Below are 16,085 nucleotides of genomic sequence, written 5' to 3'. Positions count from 1 at the left end.
CCGTCAGGCACCGCCCGCTGAAGGAAGTGACAGCTCATGTCCGCACCAGCGCCCTCCCCGCTGGCCATCGTCGAAGCCGAACACCTGCCCCGGCAGGAAGAGGTCCTGACCGACGCGGCCCTCGCGTTCGTGGCCGAGCTGCACCGGCGGTTCACCCCGCGGCGTGACGAGCTGCTCGCCCGCCGCGGCGAACGCCGCGCCGAGATCGCCCGCACTTCATCGCTGGACTTCCTTCCGGAGACGGCCGCCGTCCGCGCCGACGACTCCTGGAAGGTCGCACCGGCCCCGGCGGCCCTGAACGACCGCCGGGTGGAGATCACCGGACCGACCGACCGCAAGATGACCATCAACGCGCTGAACTCGGGCGCGAAGGTCTGGCTCGCCGACTTCGAGGACGCCTCCGCTCCCACCTGGGAGAACGTGATCCTCGGCCAGCTCAATCTGATCGACGCCTATGAGCGCCGGATCGACTTCACCGACCCGAAGTCCGGGAAGTCGTACGCCCTGAAGCCCGCCGACCAGCTCGCCACGGTCGTCATGCGCCCGCGCGGCTGGCACCTGGAAGAGCGCCATCTGCAGTTCGACGGACGCCCGGTGCCGGGTGCGCTGGTCGACTTCGGCCTGTACTTCTTCCACAACGCCAAGCGCCTGATCGAGCTCGGCAAGGGCCCGTACTTCTATCTGCCGAAGACGGAGTCGCATCTGGAGGCCCGCCTCTGGAACGACATCTTCGTCTTCGCGCAGGACTACGTCGGCGTCCCGCAGGGCACGGTCCGCGCGACCGTCCTGATCGAGACGATCACCGCCGCGTACGAGATGGAGGAGATCCTCTACGAGCTCCGCGACCACGCGGCGGGCCTCAACGCCGGGCGCTGGGACTACCTCTTCTCGATCGTCAAGAACTTCCGTGACGGCGGCCAGAAGTTCGTCCTCCCGGACCGCAACGCGGTCACGATGACGGCCCCCTTCATGCGCGCCTACACCGAACTCCTCGTCCGCACCTGCCACAAGCGCGGCGCGCACGCGATCGGCGGCATGGCGGCCTTCATCCCGTCCCGGCGCGACGCCGAGGTGAACAAGGTCGCCTTCGAGAAGGTCAAGGCGGACAAGGACCGCGAGGCGGGCGACGGCTTCGACGGCTCCTGGGTCGCGCACCCGGACCTGGTGCCGATCGCCATGGCCTCCTTCGACGCGGTGCTGGGCACCAAGCCGAACCAGAAGGACCGGCTGCGCGAGGACGTCTCGGTGGCGGCCGGCGACCTGATCGCCATCGACTCGCTGGACGCCAGCCCGACGTACGACGGCCTGCGCAACGCCGTCCAGGTCGGCATCCGCTACATCGAGGCATGGCTGCGGGGACTCGGCGCGGTCGCGATCTTCAACCTGATGGAGGACGCGGCGACCGCGGAGATCTCCCGCTCCCAGATCTGGCAGTGGATCAACGCGGGCGTGGTGTTCGAGAACGGCGAACTCGCGACGCCGGAGCTGGCGCGCAAGGTGGCGGCGCAGGAGCTGACGGCGATCCGCGAGGAGATCGGCGAAGAGGCGTTCGCGGCGGGCAAGTGGCAGCAGGCCCACGACCTGCTGCTGCACGTCTCACTCGACGCCGACTACGCGGACTTCCTGACGCTGCCGGCGTACGAGCAGCTGATCGGCTGAACCTGTCTGTACGCCTGACGACGCCCCCGGTACCGCACAGCACCGGGGGCGGAGCCGTATCTAGGCCTTCTCCGTGTGCCCCAGGGTCCGGCCCGGCGCCACCCGGTCACGGACCAGCCGCTTGACGGCCGTCGGCTCCGGAAACCCCTGCTCGCGCCGGTCCCAGACGACCTCGCCGTCGACCCGCACCACGAACACACCACCGGTCCCCGGCTTGAGCGCGAGCTCGGTCAGCTCGGCCTCGAAGGTGGTGAGGAGTTCCTGGGCCAGCCAGGCGGCTCGCGGGAGCCAGCGGCACTGGGTGCAGTACTCGATCTGCACGTGGTGAGCAGACGTGTTCAAAACTGGACGCCACCTTCCGGCTGGTGCGGGCGTACGGTGCGGACTCCATTGTCCCAGGTGGCGTCGGCCGAGAAGTCGCCCCACTTGGGTAGGCGCACAGAGCTATGTGCCATCTGGACGGAATGAACGGGCTTGGCTACCTTCGCCGTAACCGGGCTGCGGGGGCGGGCCCGCGGGAGGGGGCCCGAGCGCCGTGCTTGCCGAGGTTGCCGCCGGAGTGATCGTCGAAGCCGTCGCGGGAACGGCGCGCTGGCTCAGGAAAGAGTCAGCCGGACCAGACGACGCGGAGCAGGCGCTCGTGCGCTGGTTCGACACCTATCAACTCTGCGGTCCAGGCCTCGATATGGACCTTCCGCCAGACCTGGCACCCGCGCGCGTTGAGGAGTTCCTCCGCTGCGACGACAGTCATGCCGTACTGCATGAGCTGCTCGCCGCGCGGCTTACCGATGCGCCGGAGGCAGTCGTCGAACAGCTTCGTCAGGCATACGAAGCCGCAGGGCGAGCCATGCTGGCTCCCGCCGGTGCGGATGGTGTGGGCGAGGAGCTCTTCGACTACTTCGACGTGGAAATCGCCTCAGCAGTCGGCCGATTGGCCGCCTCCAATGCAGAACTGCACCAGTGCGTACGCAACGAGGCGTTCTCAGCGCGCATCGCCGCCGTGCTCGGCGCGATCGAGCAGCATGTGCGGGCCCTCACTGTCCGCGACTCGGCTTGCCTGGCGGCGGACCAGGCCTTTATGACGGAATACCGCCGCCAGCTCGCGTCGGCGCACGGATCACTGGAGCCCCCAGACTTCGCGCGCCGACGACGCGTACCGATCGACGCCCTCCACGTCAGTCCAAGCATCCAGCGGGATCTGGAGCGGCACTCCACCGGGGAAAATGGACAGGGGGTAGGCATCGCGGAGTTCGAGGACATCATCGATCGGACGGTGCTGCTCGGGGACCCTGGCTGCGGCAAGTCCACCACCTGCCAGGTCCTCATGCACCGGCGCGCGACCGACGCCGGTGGGCCGCTGCCCTTCCTCGTCGTGCTTCGAGACTTCGCACTCTCGGACGCCGACGAACGCTCGGTCGTCGACCACATCGAACACCGGCTGGAGACGTACTACCAATGCCCTCCCCCGCCCGGTGCGGTCAACCGACTCTTGCTCGCCGGGACGGCATCGGTGATTTTCGACGGCCTCGACGAACTGGTCGACTCCGCGCGCCGCCGGGAGGTCACCGAGATCGTCGAGCTCTTCGCCACCCGGTACCCGCAGGCAGCCGTCCTCGTGACGTCACGCGTCGTGGGCTACAACGAGGCACGGCTCGACGACCGCTTCTTCGAGTGCTACCGGCTGGGACCCTTCGACGAGGCGCGGACCGAGGCCTACGTCACCAAATGGTTTGCCCAGGAGGAGGGGCAGACGGCGGAGGAGTCGCGGCATGTCGCAGACGCTTTCCTGGCCGAGAGCGGCGGCATCGAAGATCTGAGATCCAATCCCCTGATGCTCGCGCTGATGTGCCTCCTCTACCGAGGCACGGGCAGCATCCCGCGCAGCCGCCCCGAGGTGTACGAACAATGCGCGACGATGCTCTTCCACAAGTGGGACGTACGGCGCAGGATTCACGTCGAACTCAAGATGGCCTACCTGGTCGAGCCCGCCCTGCGGCACCTTGCCTATTGGCTCTTCACCCAGGACCGCGATCCTCACGCGGTCGCTGAACGCGAACTCGTCGGCAGGGTCGTGGACTTCCTTCGCGCGCGTGGCTACGAGGACCTTGGGGAAGCCGAGTCTGCGGCACGGCAGTTCGTCGGCTTCTGTCGCGGACGAGCCTGGGTGTTCAGCGAGGCAGGCACAACGGCACACGGCGAGAGCCTCTACACCTTCACGCACCGCACCTTCCTCGAATACTTCGCCGCGGCACAGCTGGCCAGCACCAGCGACACTCCGGAGGCCCTCGCACGGCGTCTGGCCCCGCGCGTGGCCCGGCAAGAGTGGGACATCGTGGGGCAGCTCGCTGTCCAGATGAAGGAGCGCACAACGGAGGACGGCGGCGCGCGAGTATTCACCGCGCTGCTGTCCGAACGGCGCCGCAGGTCTTCGGCCGGGCGCGGAAACGTGCTGGCGTTCCTAGCCCGTTGTCTCACGTATGTGGATCCACCACCCCGTCTCGTTCGGCAGCTGACCCGCGCGGCAGTAGAGCACGTGGCCAGCGGAGACGCGCGCTCGGACGAATTCAGCGGGCCGGTCAGCTGGTTGCTGAGCAGTTGTCGGCACTGCAGCGATTGCGTCAGCGACGAACTCGCCTCGGCGATCGCCGACCTGGTGACCTCGGAGGACGAGCACCGGCGGTTCACAGGCCTGCGCCTTGCCGCGTACACGGGAAATGGCACCGCCGGCCGGTCCCCGTCGCCGGAGCTGCAGAGCCTGTGGTGGGGCTTCGCGTATCGCATGATCCGCGAGTACGCGGAGCAATACCGGGCAACGGCGCACATTGACGTCGGTCTGATGGATGTGTGCCTAGGGCATGGTCTCGCCGGTCTCGGGGACTACCTGCCACAGTTCCGCACAGGGATCAGCTCGCTTTTCGAGTCCTGGCCGACGGGGATCTTCGGCAACTGGCATCCCTATGCCACTCGGTGCATCTATGTGCTCCTCGGCGGCCAAGAGGGCTCACGCCCTCCCTTCGAAAGTGCCGTCCGAGACTGCTCGGCGGTCGGTGCTTGGTTACGTGAACACCCCAATGCCCCGTGGGCGTCAGCGCCGGTCGACGTGTCGGGTTTCCTGGAGTACTTCACACAGGACCTTGCCTCGTCGACGCCCGGTACCCCTGCCGTACTGGACCCGGATGGCTACCTGGGCGCTGCCGTCCTGCTCCTGACGTCGATCGAGGCCAGCCAGGACGTTTGCCCCCGGCACCTGCCAGAGGTGCTCGGTCCGCTGGCCGGACTTGCCCCATACCTGCAGGCGCGGCACGGCGACGGGACGACGGCCCTCCCCGACCTGCCGGTCCCGGACGGATTCGGCGAACTCCTGCGATCGTGGGCGCGGCGCGAGGTGCGATTCGTGCGGCAATAGCGTCTGGCGACGCCCGTCCGAACGCACCCAAGGCGAGTTTCGGCAGCCGGTAGGGGGCTCGGGCAGCCAATTGGCGTCAGCTCTCTAGCGGACCACCACCGTGCGCTGTGCCGAGAAGTCACCCCACTTGCCGTCGGGCAGCTTCGCTCGGAGCTTGACGCTGAAGCGGGTGCCTGGCTTGTCGGTGACCATGAGTTCGTACGTCGCCGTCCCGGCCGGCGGCATCGCGCCCCAGACGATGGTGGTCGTCAACTTCCCGTTGAGGAACAGCTGATGCTCCTTGACCTGCGTGCCGGTCTCGGGTGGGGTCCAGGTCAGGTCGATGGCCCCTTTGCGGGCCGTGGCCTTGAGATTGGCGGGAGCGGTGCTCGGTCCGTCGCCCGGGGCGGCCGGGGTCGTGAGGTCCACGGCGGTGCTGTCCGGCGACGAGTTCTCGGCGGCGTCCCGGGCGCGGACGGTGAAGGTGTAGACGGTGCCCTGGCGAAGTCCGGTGACGCGGGCGGTGGTTGAGCTGCCGGGCACGCTGTGGATGCGGGAGTCCTCCTGGTAGATGTCGTACGAGGTGACCTCGATGTTGTCGGTGGCTTTGCCCCAGCTCAGGGTGACCGCCCGGCTCCCGTCGACCTTGCCCTGGAGCTTGGCCGGCTGCGTCGGCGCCTTCTTGTCCTCCGGCGTGGGGGCCGGGGTGGTGACGGCCACGGCAGGGCTGGGCTCCGACAGGTTCCCCGCAGCGTCGCGGGCCCGCACGGTGAAGCTGTACGCCGTCTTCGGGCTGAGCCGGTCCACGTCGACCATGTGCTTGGTCGCGGGCAACGACTTGACCCGGGTGCCCTGCTGGAACACCTCGTAGCCGGTGACGGCCTTGTTGTCGGTGGCGTGGTCCCACATGACGTGGACGGATGTTGCGCTGCCGGCCTGGGCGGTCACGCCGGAGGGCTTGGAGGGGCTCTGGGTGTCTTTGTCCTCGCCTCCGCAGGCGGTGAGAAGAGAGCTGAGAAGGAGGGCGGCGGCGCAGGCCAACGCGGGGAAGGTGGGGGGACGTTGCACGGTCGGGCCTCCGCGGACGACGGCAATGGTCCAGACCTATATCCCATGGACGGCCGCTGCCGACAAGAGGGCCGGGCGAGATGCACCTGCCAATACGCCCGGATCTTCCTCATCGGACTCTTTCGGCTTTCTTAGGGCTTCTTGAAGAAGCCCTTCCGAGCCGCCCTCCACGCCCTGTCACCTCTACGCTCTCGTCAACCCCCCACGATCCCGGTGGGCGCGGTCGCGCCTACCGGGGTCCCCTTGCTGGACCGATTTCTCCTTTCGAGGTGTCGTACGCATGAGTTCCCGCCGAGCCGCTCGACCTCAGCCCCGGTCCCACGCCCGCCCCAAGAGCGGGCTGCGGGCACGCAATGTCGTCCTGGCGCTGGGCGCATTCACCGTCGCGACGGGCGTCGGAGTCACTCTTGCGACGGGCGGCGGCCAGGGCGGGGCAGCGGACCGGGTGAAGACGAACGCTGCCGACGATGTGCCCGGCTCGGCGAACGCCGATGCCGCGGCGGGCAGCGCCACGCCCCTGGCCACGCCGTCGGCGAGCCCGAGCGTGACCGCCTCCCCCAGCCCCAGCATCAAGGTCTCGGCCAAGCCCAAGCCGAAGGCGAGCCCGATCGCCACCCCGAGGACGCCGGCGAAGAGCCAAGGCACCTCGGGCGGTGGCGCCGCGCCGACCCCGAGGTCCGGTGACTCGGGAGGCGACGGCGGATCGTCGAACGGCGCCGAGGCGCAGGTCCTCGCTCTCGTCAACAAGGAGCGCGCGGCGGCCGGATGCTCGCCGGTGACCTCGAACGCGAAGCTGGTCAGGGCAGCCGACGACTACAGCGACGTCATGGCCGACTCCGGCGTGATGTCCCACACCGGGCCCGACGGCTCCACGATGACCAGCCGGGTGGAGGCCGCCGGGTACGCCTGGTCGACACTGGGCGAGAACATCGCCCAGGGGCAGTCCGACGCGGCAGCGGTCATGGACGCCTGGATGAACAGCCCCGGCCACCGGGCGAACATCCTCAACTGCAGCTTCAAGGAGATTGGCGTCGGCGTGCATTTCGGGGACGGCGGCCCCTGGTGGACGCAGAACTTCGGAACCGGCCGCTAGAAAGCCACGAAGCTACGAAGTTACGAAGCCGGGCCAGGGCCCCATGGGAGGGGCCCGGTCACAGCTTGGCTGCGACCAGGCCGAACGTCACCTGCACCCGAGCCCCTCCCATGGGGCCCCGAGTGATCCGCAGCTCTCCGTCGGCGGCGCGGGCGGCACGGGCCACGATGTCCAGTCCGAGGCCGGTGGAGCCGCCGACGCTGACCCCGCGGGTGAGCGCGGCGTCCGGGTCGGCCACGCCGGGGCCCGCGTCATCCACGGTGAGCAGCACGTGCCGGTCGGTGCGTTCCACGCGTACGGCGAGGTTGGTGCCCTGAGGGGTGTGCCGGAAGACGTTGCCGATCAGTGCGTCGACGACGGCGGCGAGGTCGTCCTCCGGGAAACGTACGGGGGTGGGCCTCGGCGTGAAGGAGCGTTCGCAGAGCCGGTCCTGCTGCCCGGCGAGCACCGACCAGAAGTCGAGCCGCATGGCGACGACCTCGGTCACTTCGCACGGTCTCGCGGGCATGGTTCCCGCGCCCTGGCCCGACGCGGCCAGTGGGGTCCGCGCCGCCGTGATGATCGAGTCGAGCTCGCTCTCCAGCTGCGCGACGGCAGCCGTGACCCGCCGGGCGCCGGGTGAGCCGCCCATCAGGTCCGCCTCCAGGTAGAGGGCGGTCAGCGGGGTTCTCAGCCGGTGGGACAGGTCCGCGACCATCTCCCGTTCGATGGCGAGCAGTTCCACCACCCGGTCGGCCATGGTGTTGAACGCGACACCGGCCTCTTGCAGCTCCGGCGGGCCGTCCGGTTCCACCCGTACGCCGAGATCTCCCGCACCCAGCTCGAGCGCGGCACGCTTGAGGCTCCGGGAGGAGCGGACCACGCGGGCGCCCAGCCGGTCGGCGACCAGGACCGAGCCGCCCACGAGGCCGAGCGCCAGCAGCGACATGACGCCCCACGAGGCCCACACGCCCCGGGTGAGATCGGGTCCGGGCACATATGCCTGGACGACCGCCACCCGGTCCTCGGCGAGGACGACGGGCTGGAGGTAGACCCAGCCCTCGGCGGTGTCCATGGCCAGCGTCTCGCGGTTCCGGACGGCGCGCTCCAGCGCTTCCGGCGGGGCGTGCAGGGTGCCGACGAGTTCTCCCTCGGGGAGGCGTACGGCGAGCCGGTCCGGCGAGCTGAGCCCGGAGACCGCCTGCTTGACGTCCTCGGCCCTCGTGGTCAGGGCGAGGACGGGGGAGAGAGCGGCCGCCCGTTGTTCGGCGGCTGTGGTCACCCGGTCCCGGGCCTGTTCGCGTACCAGGAGGGCGAGGGGGATGAGGAAGGACAACGCGACCATCAGCGTGGCGGCCAGTGCGATTCCCGCGAGGGCACGTCTCATGGGGCGGTGACCAGTTTGATTCCGATTCCGCGCACCGTGTGCAGAAAGCGCGGATCCGACGCTCTTTCGCCCAGTTTCCTGCGGAGCGCGGAGAGATGGACATCCACCGTCTGATCCTCCAGATACGGCTGCTGCCACACCTCGGCGAGTATGCGCTGACGGGATATGACCTGGTCGGCATGGGCCGCGAGGTAGGCGAGCAGGTCGAACTCCCGCCGGGTCAGCGACAGTTCCTGTTCGGCGAGATGCGCGGTGCGGGCCAGCGGATCGATCCTGAGGTCAGCGACCTGGACGACCGGCTGCCGGTCCCCACCGGTTCCGGCCGGCACGGATCGCCGCAGCACCGCGGCCAGTCGGGCGGCGAGCTGCCCTCCGGAGAAGGGCTTGACCATGTAGTCGTCGGCTCCGGCGTTGAGCAGCCTGATGATTTCCGTGTCGTCGTCCCGAGCCGTGGCGACGAGCACGGGAACCCTGGAAATGCCGCGGATCATCCGCAGTACGTCGAGTCCGTCCAGATCGGGCAGCCCCAGGTCGAGAACCACGATGTCGGGCGGAGCCTGGGTGACTTCGCGCAGCGCTTCAAAACCCTGGTGGGCGGTCTTCACCACATAGCCGTGCGCGGTGAGGACCTCGATCAGCGCCGCACGGATCACAGGGTCGTCCTCGACGACAAGTACGGAGGCCATGAGCAGGCACGTTAGCCGGTCCGCCACTATGGTGTCGTGCCCCGGTTCCTGCGCTACCTGCTCATCTGGCTGTCCTGCACGGCGGCCAGTGTCACGGCCGTCATCATCACGGTCCACTTCGTGGTGGGATCGACCAGACCGACCGCACCGGTGGCGCAGTCGGCGCCGACGGACTTCGCCGCCTCGCCGTCGCCCTCGGCGACACCGAGCCCGTCGCGGAGCCCCAAAACGACCCCGAGTGCGTCGCGCAGCCCGGAGCCGACGCCGTCACGGAAGACCGAGAATCCCCGTACCGCGACGCCGACTCCCGCGGCTCGCACGACTTCTCCTCCACCCGAGCCGTCGGAGCCGTCGAACCAGGGCTGCGAGGAAGGCGGCTCTGGCGTGCACACCATCCCGTCCGAGGGCGGCCAGGCCACCGTGCGCTACGGAAGCGGCGGGGTCTGCCTCATCTCGGCCGTGCCGAACCAGGGCTTCACGGTGAGCACCACGCAGAGCGCGCCCGAGACGCTGACGGTGACCTTTTCGGCCAGCCGCCATCGTTCGGAGGTGACGGCGACGACGGAGCCGGTGGACAAGGCGAGTGTGAGCGAGACGTCGTTCTAGGGTTCGCCGGGCGCATACACGCCAAAGGCCGGATGCTGGAGATATGCAGCTACGGCCGAAGGAGAGGAAGTCCGCCCGCCACCGCTCAGCGGGAATGGTCGGGCTGCATATGGACGGCAGCATGGCGGCCGGGCTGGTGTACGAGACGCTGAGCGCGATCTTCAGGCCCGCGCCGCCCGGGGCCGGGGCGATCGGATCGGACGGTGGTCCGACCGTCTCGACCAGGTCCTTCGACGTACGCAGACAGCATCCCCTCAGCGAACTGGTACGGCTGCGTGACGAGGTCCCCGCGCTCGTGCACGGCCGCCCCGCGGACGTGAAGCGCCTCGTCGCGGGCCTTCGGTCGTACTTCACGGTGGTGGAGGAGACAGGGGCGCGGGACGTCGGCCACAGGCAGGAGGAGCGGGGGCTGCGGATCGGGCCGAAGGAGTGACCGGTCGAAGCGATGACCGGTCGAGCGATGAGTTTCGGGCGGCGGGGTCGTCTCCCCTGTATGGACTCCACATCGCAGACCTCCACCCCTGACCTCCGCCCTGCCGCCGACGCCGTGGCGGCGCTGATCGACGCGATCGGCGACGAACGGCTCGACGACCCGACCCCTTGTCCCAAGTACGCCGTACGGGAGCTGCTGGGCCATCTCGTCGGCCTTGCCACCGCCTTCCGCGACGCCGCACGCAAGGACCTCGGGCCGACGACGAACACCGACCCCGGTTCCGTGCTGCCGGTGCTCGAAGCGGACTGGCGGACCGTGCTTCCGCAGCGGCTGGACGAGCTGGCGCAGGCCTGGGACCGGCCCGGAGCGTGGGACGGTGACACGCAGGCCGGCGGCATCACCTTCCCGGCCGCGATCGCCGGGCGCGTGGCCGTCAACGAGCTCGTGATCCACGGCTGGGACCTGGCACGCGCCACCGGCCAGGCGTACGCGCCCAGTGAGGCGAGCCTGGCGGTGTCGTACGAACTGCTGAAGCCGGCCGATGACGATCGGAGCCCGGACGGCATGTTCGGGCCCATTGTCACGGTGTCCGGGGACGCGCCGCTGCTCGACCGTGTCGTCGGGCTCAGCGGCCGCCGCCCGGACTGGCGGCCCGGGGACTGAGCAGTTCGCGGGCCTGCTCGCGGAGGCTCTCGTCGCTCGGGACGATCCGGGGCTCCACTCCGGAGGTCACCACCCGCAGGTCGCGCTCGGCGAGCGCGGTCAGTCGGGCCGTGACCTCAGGTATGAGCGCGTCCGGGCCGAGGGCGTGCAGAGCTTCGAGGGCGGTCACCGGGTCGGCGTTGCGTTCGGCGGAGTCCAGGAGGTACTCCGCCGCGCGGGCGGGGTCCAGGCCGTTGCCGGTGGCGTGCAGGGCGAGGACCGCCGACGGAGCCTGCTCGGGATCGTCGAGCAGAGCTGCCAGGTCCGGGCCCAACGCGTGTGCCGCGGGGCCCAGTTCGGCGGCCGCCCGGGACGCGTGCCGGGCCGACCAGCGGGTCCAGGTGTTGCCCAGGGACTCCTTCAGGACGCCGGAGAGTACCGGGACGGCCTCCTCCTCGGATCCGGTCAGCCGCCACAGCGCGCGAGCGATCTGCACGTCCCTGTTGAGCTCCGGAACGGTGCGCTGCTTGCCGGGCGCGGTCAGCGCGGCACGCAGCTGCGGCAGGAGCACGGCACCGTCCGGACCGAGGTCGGCGATCGCAGCGGGCGTCTCGGGGGACACATGCTCGGCCGCGAGTTGGCGCTTGAGCGCCTTCACCAGCGGGCCGGTTTCTCCGGTGAGCTCCCGCAGCGCTTTGGCCGCCGCGTACCGGCCTCCTTCCGGGCCCTTTCCGGCCGCGCGCCGCAGCAGCGCGGCCGTGCCGTCGCGGGCGCCGGGCGGGCAGACCGCGGCGAGCGCCGGCGGGACTTGGGACGGGAACCGTCGCAGCGCTTCGGTCAGTTCGGGCGTCGCGGCCGCGGCCCGCACTCCCCAGTGCGCGAGCAGCCCGGTCAGCTGGATCGGCTCGTTGCCGTCGAGGCCGTCGTCGGTCAGCCGGTGGCGGATCGCGTCCAGCAGCTCGGCGGCGAAGGGAATCGCAGGCTCGGTCCGCGAGCCGGGAAAGCCCGCCGCGGCCGCCAAGGCCCGAGGGCGGTCGGGCAGATCGCGGGCCAGCAGGGGGACGGCCCGCTCGGGCGCCACGGAGACAAGGACCGCAAGGGCACGGTCGGCGAGGTCGCCGTCCGCGGACGCGACGGCTGCCAGTGCCGGTGCCGCCGCGGCGGCCCGGCCGCCGAGCTTGCCGAGGACCGGCAGCAGCGCTTCGGTGTGCGGGCTCTGCGGGGACGAGTCGTCGCCGAGCAGCGCAAGCAGAGGAGGTGCCAGCGACTCCGGCGCGCTGCGGGAGATCATGCACGCATGGTCGGCCGCCCACACTGCCTCCGCCCGTGCGTCGGCGTCCTCGGAGCGCAGCGCCGCATCGAGCAGTTCGTACGCCGCTGAGCGGTCCGCGTCCGTGTCGCGGCGCAGCAGCACTTCGACGACGTAGTGCAGTGGCTCGGTCCGGTCCTGGTCGAAGCGGCCGGAGACCAACGGGTCCGCGGGAAGCAGCGACAGCATCGCTTCCCGGTGCTCCGCCGACCAGGGCAGGCCCGCGTCGAGACAGGCGAACACGGCGACGACGCGCAGCTCGCCGGGCTCGTCCGAGGACATCGCGGCGAGCGCGGTCGCGCCGGTGCCCGCCGGGTCGAGGCGGACCGTGGCGGCCAGCGCCTCCGCCCGCACGCCGGGCTCCTGTTCGTCGGCCCAGCGCTGCCGCAGCACGGGAAGTGCCGCGCCGGCGGCGCCGGTCCGGCCTGCCGCCCAGGTGGCGGCCTGCCGCACCTGCGCGTCCGAGGCCTCCATCAGCGGGAGTATCAGCGGCAGTTGGGCCGCGACCGCGGCACGGCATGCGCCGGGTGCGTCCAGGCCGTACTCGTCCTCGCTCTCCGCTATCGCGCCGAGCAGCACCAGCAGATCAAGGGTCCGCACTCCGGCCGCGGCCATTCCGGCGAGATACGGCACCGCCGCGGCGGTCGCGGCGTACACAGTGCCCTGGTGCACGAGGCTGGACCAGAGCTCGTCAAGGGCTTCGGTGGACTCGCCGTCGTCGTCGGACGCCAGCGCCCGCAGCGCCTGCGGCAGGTCCTCCGCGCTGCCGTAGGCGTGGCTCAGCTCTGTCCACCGGGGGCCGTCGAGACCGGCGAAAACCTGTGCAAGATCCATGTCCCCGAGCATGGCACGGGGGTCTGACAACGCCCGTCGACCGGCCTGCCGTTGCGGCGCAGGCGCCTCTCGGCGGCGTCGTCACGGCACCCCACGCTTCTCGTCGTACGCGGCACGCGACTCCGCGATGGTGACGCGATGACGGTCGGCCCAGTCGGTCAGCGTCTGCAGCCTGCTGTGCAACTCCCTTGCCACCGGGGTGAGTACGCACTCCGCCTTCGGCGGCACCGTCGGGTAGACCGTGAAGGTCAGCAGTCCGTCCCGCTCCAGATTGCGCAGGGTCAGCGTGAGAATCCGCCGAGCGCTAGTGGCCTTTGCCGTGCCCGACACCCCCGAGGAAGTGGAGGTGAACCAGCGTGACCGGGCGGCTCAGGACCGGCAGATGGAGGTAGCGCGAATCGGCGTCCTCAAAGTCGAGGCTGCCATTCACCGCGTAAAGGAGCTGGAGCGCCGCATCCACGGCCGGAGCTAGGCCGTTTCGAATGGATCTAGACTTTGCAGCTCGCTGCCGTCACCGGCTCTGACGGCGGTGGACGCCCTGGATCACTGGAGGGAGGGTGGCGGTGCACACTGTGCCCTGGGTGCACGTCGTTCCGGAGCAAGGCGCCCTGCCTGTCGATCTGCTGCTTCCCAAGACCGGCAGGACGTACGTAGCGCGTCTCGACGGCCGGGAGATGCGCGACACGGACGCCGCCTTCCAGCAGTTCTACGACGGACTGAGGCTGCCTGATTACTTCGGGTGGAACTGGGATGCCCTCTCCGACTGTCTGCGCGATCTGCAGTGGCTGCCCGCGGACCACTACGTACTGATCGTCGAGGCCGCGGATGAGGCACTGTCGGACGATGCCGCCGGACGGCAGCTGCTCCTCAGGACCCTTCTGCGGGCAGGACAGCGATGGTCCTACACACAGCGGCCCGAGGGCATCGACCTCAGCAGACTCGTAGTCGTCATGTCCTGCGACGCAGCATCCGTTTCGGACCTGCAAGAACAGCTGCGGTTGTGCTGGGAAGAGACGGTCTCGTCATAGGAGCGGCTTCATCTCGCGGGCCAGAGGAAGATGCCCGCGACGTGGAGTCCCGCCAGGCAGATGGTCGCGGTCTTCTCAAAGCGGGTGGCGATGCCGCGCCACTGCTTCAAGCGGTTGATGCACCGCTCAACCGTGTTGCGATGACGACGTTAGCTTCGCCCATGTCGGTAACGGCCGTTGCCCGGCCGGCGATGCTGGTCATGCAGACCAGACTAACGAGCTGGTGCATGGTTGGCGGTGAGGCGTCGAGGGGTTCGCTTGGGCTCCGGTTTCACATCTGCTGAGCTGATGTCAGGTCTGCGCTCTGCTGATGGGACAGCAGGCCGGCGATGGCTTGGACGGTCTCGCTCATGTGCTCGCGACGGCCGAGGTGGCGGGCCAGGGCCCGCCAGTTCTTGAGATGTGCAATGCCGTGCTCGACGCGGATACGGCGTGAGGAATGCGCCTTGCGCTGGCGCTCGTACATCTCCTCGTACCAGTCCGGTGCGTTCTTCTTGAACTTGCGGTGCGGTGGGGTGACCACGCGTCCGCCGGTCTGTGCGCCCAGCCCTTGGTAGCCGGCATCGGCGAGGATCTCGACCGCGGGCCCGCCGGCCAGGAGCTTGACCAGCCCTAACTGGCGGGCGTGGGTGATGTCCGCGCAGCTTCCGGGCCGGGTCGAGCTGCAGAACAGCACGCGGCCTTCGCCGTCCGTGACCACCATGGATTTGACGGCGTTCTGCTTGTTCTTGCCGGAGATGAACTTGTCCCGGTCCTTGCGTCCGGCGGCCGGCCGCCGGACCCGGATCTCGGTGCCGTCGATGATGCCGGTCTTTCCGGTCGCGCCCAGATGGTCTACGACTTCGGCCAGGGTCCGCAGCCGCACATCGGGGCTGATGGTGCACCCCCGCTCGGCGAGCAGCGGACGCACCTCGTTGATGGCTCGAGTGATGGTGGAGCGGTCCGCGCCGAACCAGCAGGCCAGCACGTCGTGGGTGGCCCCGTGACGGAGATGGATAAGGGTCGCCAGGAGCCGGTCGATGAACACCAGCCGGTGCTTCGCGCCGGCGCCTACGGCCCGCTTCCGCTGCCGGGAGGCAAGCCTTGCCTGGTGGCGTTCGTGCCACAACGGGCCGATTTCGGCGACGAGTTCAGCGATCACATCGGCCGTCAGGCCCGTGATCCGCCGGTTGCTGATGACCACTGCTCGAGTCGCATTTCCCACCACACAACCATGATCAACGATCAAGGGTTCGACGCCTCACCGCCAACCATGCACGAGCTCGTTAGGGCGTGTTGCGAAATTGCTGGCACAGCTAGTTGTTGACGGCGATCGCTATGCCGACCTCGTCGGCCATTCCGCCCTCAGCGTGATCGATTGCCGCTGGCTGCAGCGGTGTTGGAGCGTTCGAGGATGACCGTAGCCATCGCGCATCTCAGCGATCCGCATATCACGACCGGTCCCCTTGCCGGCGCTCCCTCGGAGGGGCTGAACCGGGCACTGGGCCGTGTCCTCGCGCTTGACCCGCAGCCCGACTGCGTGGTGATCACCGGCGACCTAGTCGATCAAGGCAGTCCGCAGGAATACAAGATCCTGCGCGAGGTGATCGGCAGCTTCCCGCTGCCACTGCACCTGACAGCAGGCAATCACGACGATCCCAAGGCGCTGCTGGAGGAGTTCGGCGGCACGCGTTTTCTGGGTGGTGCGACAGGGGCGCACTACAAGGTGGACTACCCCGCGTTCACCCTCATCGTCCTGGACTCGAAGGTGCCCCGCTCAGCAGGCGGCCACCTGGGAGCCCCGCAGCTGGAGTGGCTCGATGGCGTCCTCGCTCGCAGACCGCAGAACCCGGCGATCGTCTGCCTGCATCACCCTCCGATCGCGGTCGGCATCCCGTTCTTGGACGGGATGCGCCCTGGACGACGGTGACGAGCTAGGGGAAGTACTCGCCCGACACAGCCAAGTCGCCAGGATCCTGGCCGGCCACGTGCACCGC

The 16,085-nt window shown here is 69.5% G+C and carries 15 protein-coding genes and 2 pseudogenes; 8 read left to right on the top strand and 9 right to left on the bottom strand.

Annotated features, from left to right (window positions below):
- Positions 1-36: 36 nt before the first annotated feature.
- Positions 37-1,659 (top strand): malate synthase A, encoded by a 1,623-nt coding sequence (aceB, locus tag ACH4YL_RS24475; protein WP_398509546.1) that lies wholly within the window; start codon positions 37-39, stop codon positions 1,657-1,659.
- Positions 1,660-1,719: 60 nt separating this feature from the next.
- Here the strand turns inward: aceB and ACH4YL_RS24470 are convergent, their stop codons facing one another.
- Positions 1,720-2,001, bottom strand: coding sequence for a SelT/SelW/SelH family protein (locus ACH4YL_RS24470; RefSeq protein WP_398509545.1), 282 nt, complete (start codon positions 1,999-2,001; stop codon positions 1,720-1,722).
- A gap of 193 nt (positions 2,002-2,194) precedes the next feature.
- Here ACH4YL_RS24470 and ACH4YL_RS24465 point away from each other — a divergent pair, with 193 nt between their 5' ends.
- Positions 2,195-5,065: an NACHT domain-containing protein gene (locus ACH4YL_RS24465; protein ID WP_398509544.1), complete on the top strand. Its 2,871-nt coding sequence runs from the start codon at positions 2,195-2,197 to the stop codon at positions 5,063-5,065.
- A gap of 84 nt (positions 5,066-5,149) precedes the next feature.
- Here the strand turns inward: ACH4YL_RS24465 and ACH4YL_RS24460 are convergent, their stop codons facing one another.
- Complete coding sequence (locus ACH4YL_RS24460) at positions 5,150-6,112, bottom strand: fibronectin type III domain-containing protein (protein WP_398509543.1); 963 nt, start codon at positions 6,110-6,112, stop codon at positions 5,150-5,152.
- 280 nt (positions 6,113-6,392) lie between these two features.
- On the opposite strand from ACH4YL_RS24460, the gene ACH4YL_RS24455 reads away from it, so the two are divergent.
- Positions 6,393-7,205: a CAP domain-containing protein gene (locus tag ACH4YL_RS24455; RefSeq protein WP_398509542.1), complete on the top strand. Its 813-nt coding sequence runs from the start codon at positions 6,393-6,395 to the stop codon at positions 7,203-7,205.
- Positions 7,206-7,263: 58 nt separating this feature from the next.
- Here ACH4YL_RS24455 and ACH4YL_RS24450 read toward each other — a convergent pair whose 3' ends face one another.
- From ACH4YL_RS24450 to ACH4YL_RS24440, 3 genes are read right to left on the bottom strand one after another with little or no spacing between them, the layout of a single operon-like run.
- Positions 7,264-8,571, bottom strand: coding sequence for an ATP-binding protein (locus ACH4YL_RS24450; RefSeq protein WP_398509541.1), 1,308 nt, complete (start codon positions 8,569-8,571; stop codon positions 7,264-7,266).
- Complete coding sequence (locus tag ACH4YL_RS24445) at positions 8,568-9,257, bottom strand: response regulator transcription factor (RefSeq protein ID WP_398509540.1); 690 nt, start codon at positions 9,255-9,257, stop codon at positions 8,568-8,570. Before ACH4YL_RS24445 ends, ACH4YL_RS24450 begins: the two co-directional genes overlap by 4 nt.
- A gap of 53 nt (positions 9,258-9,310) precedes the next feature.
- A complete protein-coding gene (locus ACH4YL_RS24440; protein ID WP_398509539.1) occupies positions 9,311-9,577 on the bottom strand; it encodes a hypothetical protein in 267 nt (88 codons plus the stop codon).
- 64 nt (positions 9,578-9,641) lie between these two features.
- Here ACH4YL_RS24440 and ACH4YL_RS24435 point away from each other — a divergent pair, with 64 nt between their 5' ends.
- The 3 genes from ACH4YL_RS24435 to ACH4YL_RS24425 are packed head-to-tail and all read left to right on the top strand — an operon-like array spanning position 9,642 to position 10,959.
- A complete protein-coding gene (locus ACH4YL_RS24435) occupies positions 9,642-9,863 on the top strand; it encodes a hypothetical protein (RefSeq protein WP_398509538.1) in 222 nt (73 codons plus the stop codon).
- Positions 9,864-9,906: 43 nt separating this feature from the next.
- Positions 9,907-10,296 (top strand): hypothetical protein, encoded by a 390-nt coding sequence (locus ACH4YL_RS24430; protein ID WP_398509537.1) that lies wholly within the window; start codon positions 9,907-9,909, stop codon positions 10,294-10,296.
- Between the two features lie 60 nt (positions 10,297-10,356).
- Positions 10,357-10,959, top strand: a complete 603-nt coding sequence (locus ACH4YL_RS24425; protein WP_398509536.1) for a TIGR03086 family metal-binding protein — start codon at positions 10,357-10,359, stop codon at positions 10,957-10,959.
- Here ACH4YL_RS24425 and ACH4YL_RS24420 read toward each other — a convergent pair.
- Positions 10,922-13,081 carry a hypothetical protein gene (locus ACH4YL_RS24420; protein WP_398509535.1) on the bottom strand — a complete coding sequence of 720 codons (2,160 nt, stop codon included), beginning with the start codon at positions 13,079-13,081 and terminating at the stop codon, positions 10,922-10,924. The genes ACH4YL_RS24425 and ACH4YL_RS24420 overlap by 38 nt on opposite strands.
- 81 nt (positions 13,082-13,162) lie before the next feature.
- Positions 13,163-13,381, bottom strand: a pseudogene (locus ACH4YL_RS24415) (winged helix-turn-helix transcriptional regulator); the annotation flags it as partial.
- Positions 13,382-13,644: 263 nt separating this feature from the next.
- Between ACH4YL_RS24415 and ACH4YL_RS24410 the strand changes: the two are divergent.
- Positions 13,645-14,109: a barstar family protein gene (locus tag ACH4YL_RS24410; protein ID WP_398509534.1), complete on the top strand. Its 465-nt coding sequence runs from the start codon at positions 13,645-13,647 to the stop codon at positions 14,107-14,109.
- A gap of 8 nt (positions 14,110-14,117) precedes the next feature.
- Here the strand turns inward: ACH4YL_RS24410 and ACH4YL_RS24405 are convergent.
- Together ACH4YL_RS24405 and ACH4YL_RS24400 are read right to left on the bottom strand one after the other, a co-directional pair.
- Positions 14,118-14,249, bottom strand: a pseudogene (locus tag ACH4YL_RS24405) (IS5/IS1182 family transposase); the annotation flags it as partial.
- A gap of 131 nt (positions 14,250-14,380) precedes the next feature.
- Positions 14,381-15,313, bottom strand: coding sequence for a transposase family protein (locus ACH4YL_RS24400; RefSeq protein WP_398509533.1), 933 nt, complete (start codon positions 15,311-15,313; stop codon positions 14,381-14,383).
- A gap of 189 nt (positions 15,314-15,502) precedes the next feature.
- Between ACH4YL_RS24400 and ACH4YL_RS24395 the strand changes: the two genes are divergently transcribed.
- Positions 15,503-16,018 carry a metallophosphoesterase gene (locus tag ACH4YL_RS24395; protein WP_398509532.1) on the top strand — a complete coding sequence of 172 codons (516 nt, stop codon included), beginning with the start codon at positions 15,503-15,505 and terminating at the stop codon, positions 16,016-16,018.
- Positions 16,019-16,085: the final 67 nt, after the last annotated feature.

Origin of the sequence: Streptomyces sp. NPDC020681, from assembly GCF_044334895.1 — a bacterium.
Classification (GTDB): Bacteria; Actinomycetota; Actinomycetes; order Streptomycetales; family Streptomycetaceae; genus Streptomyces.
Note: the sequence above shows the minus strand (reverse complement) of the source record. Positions and strands in the feature narration are given on the sequence as shown.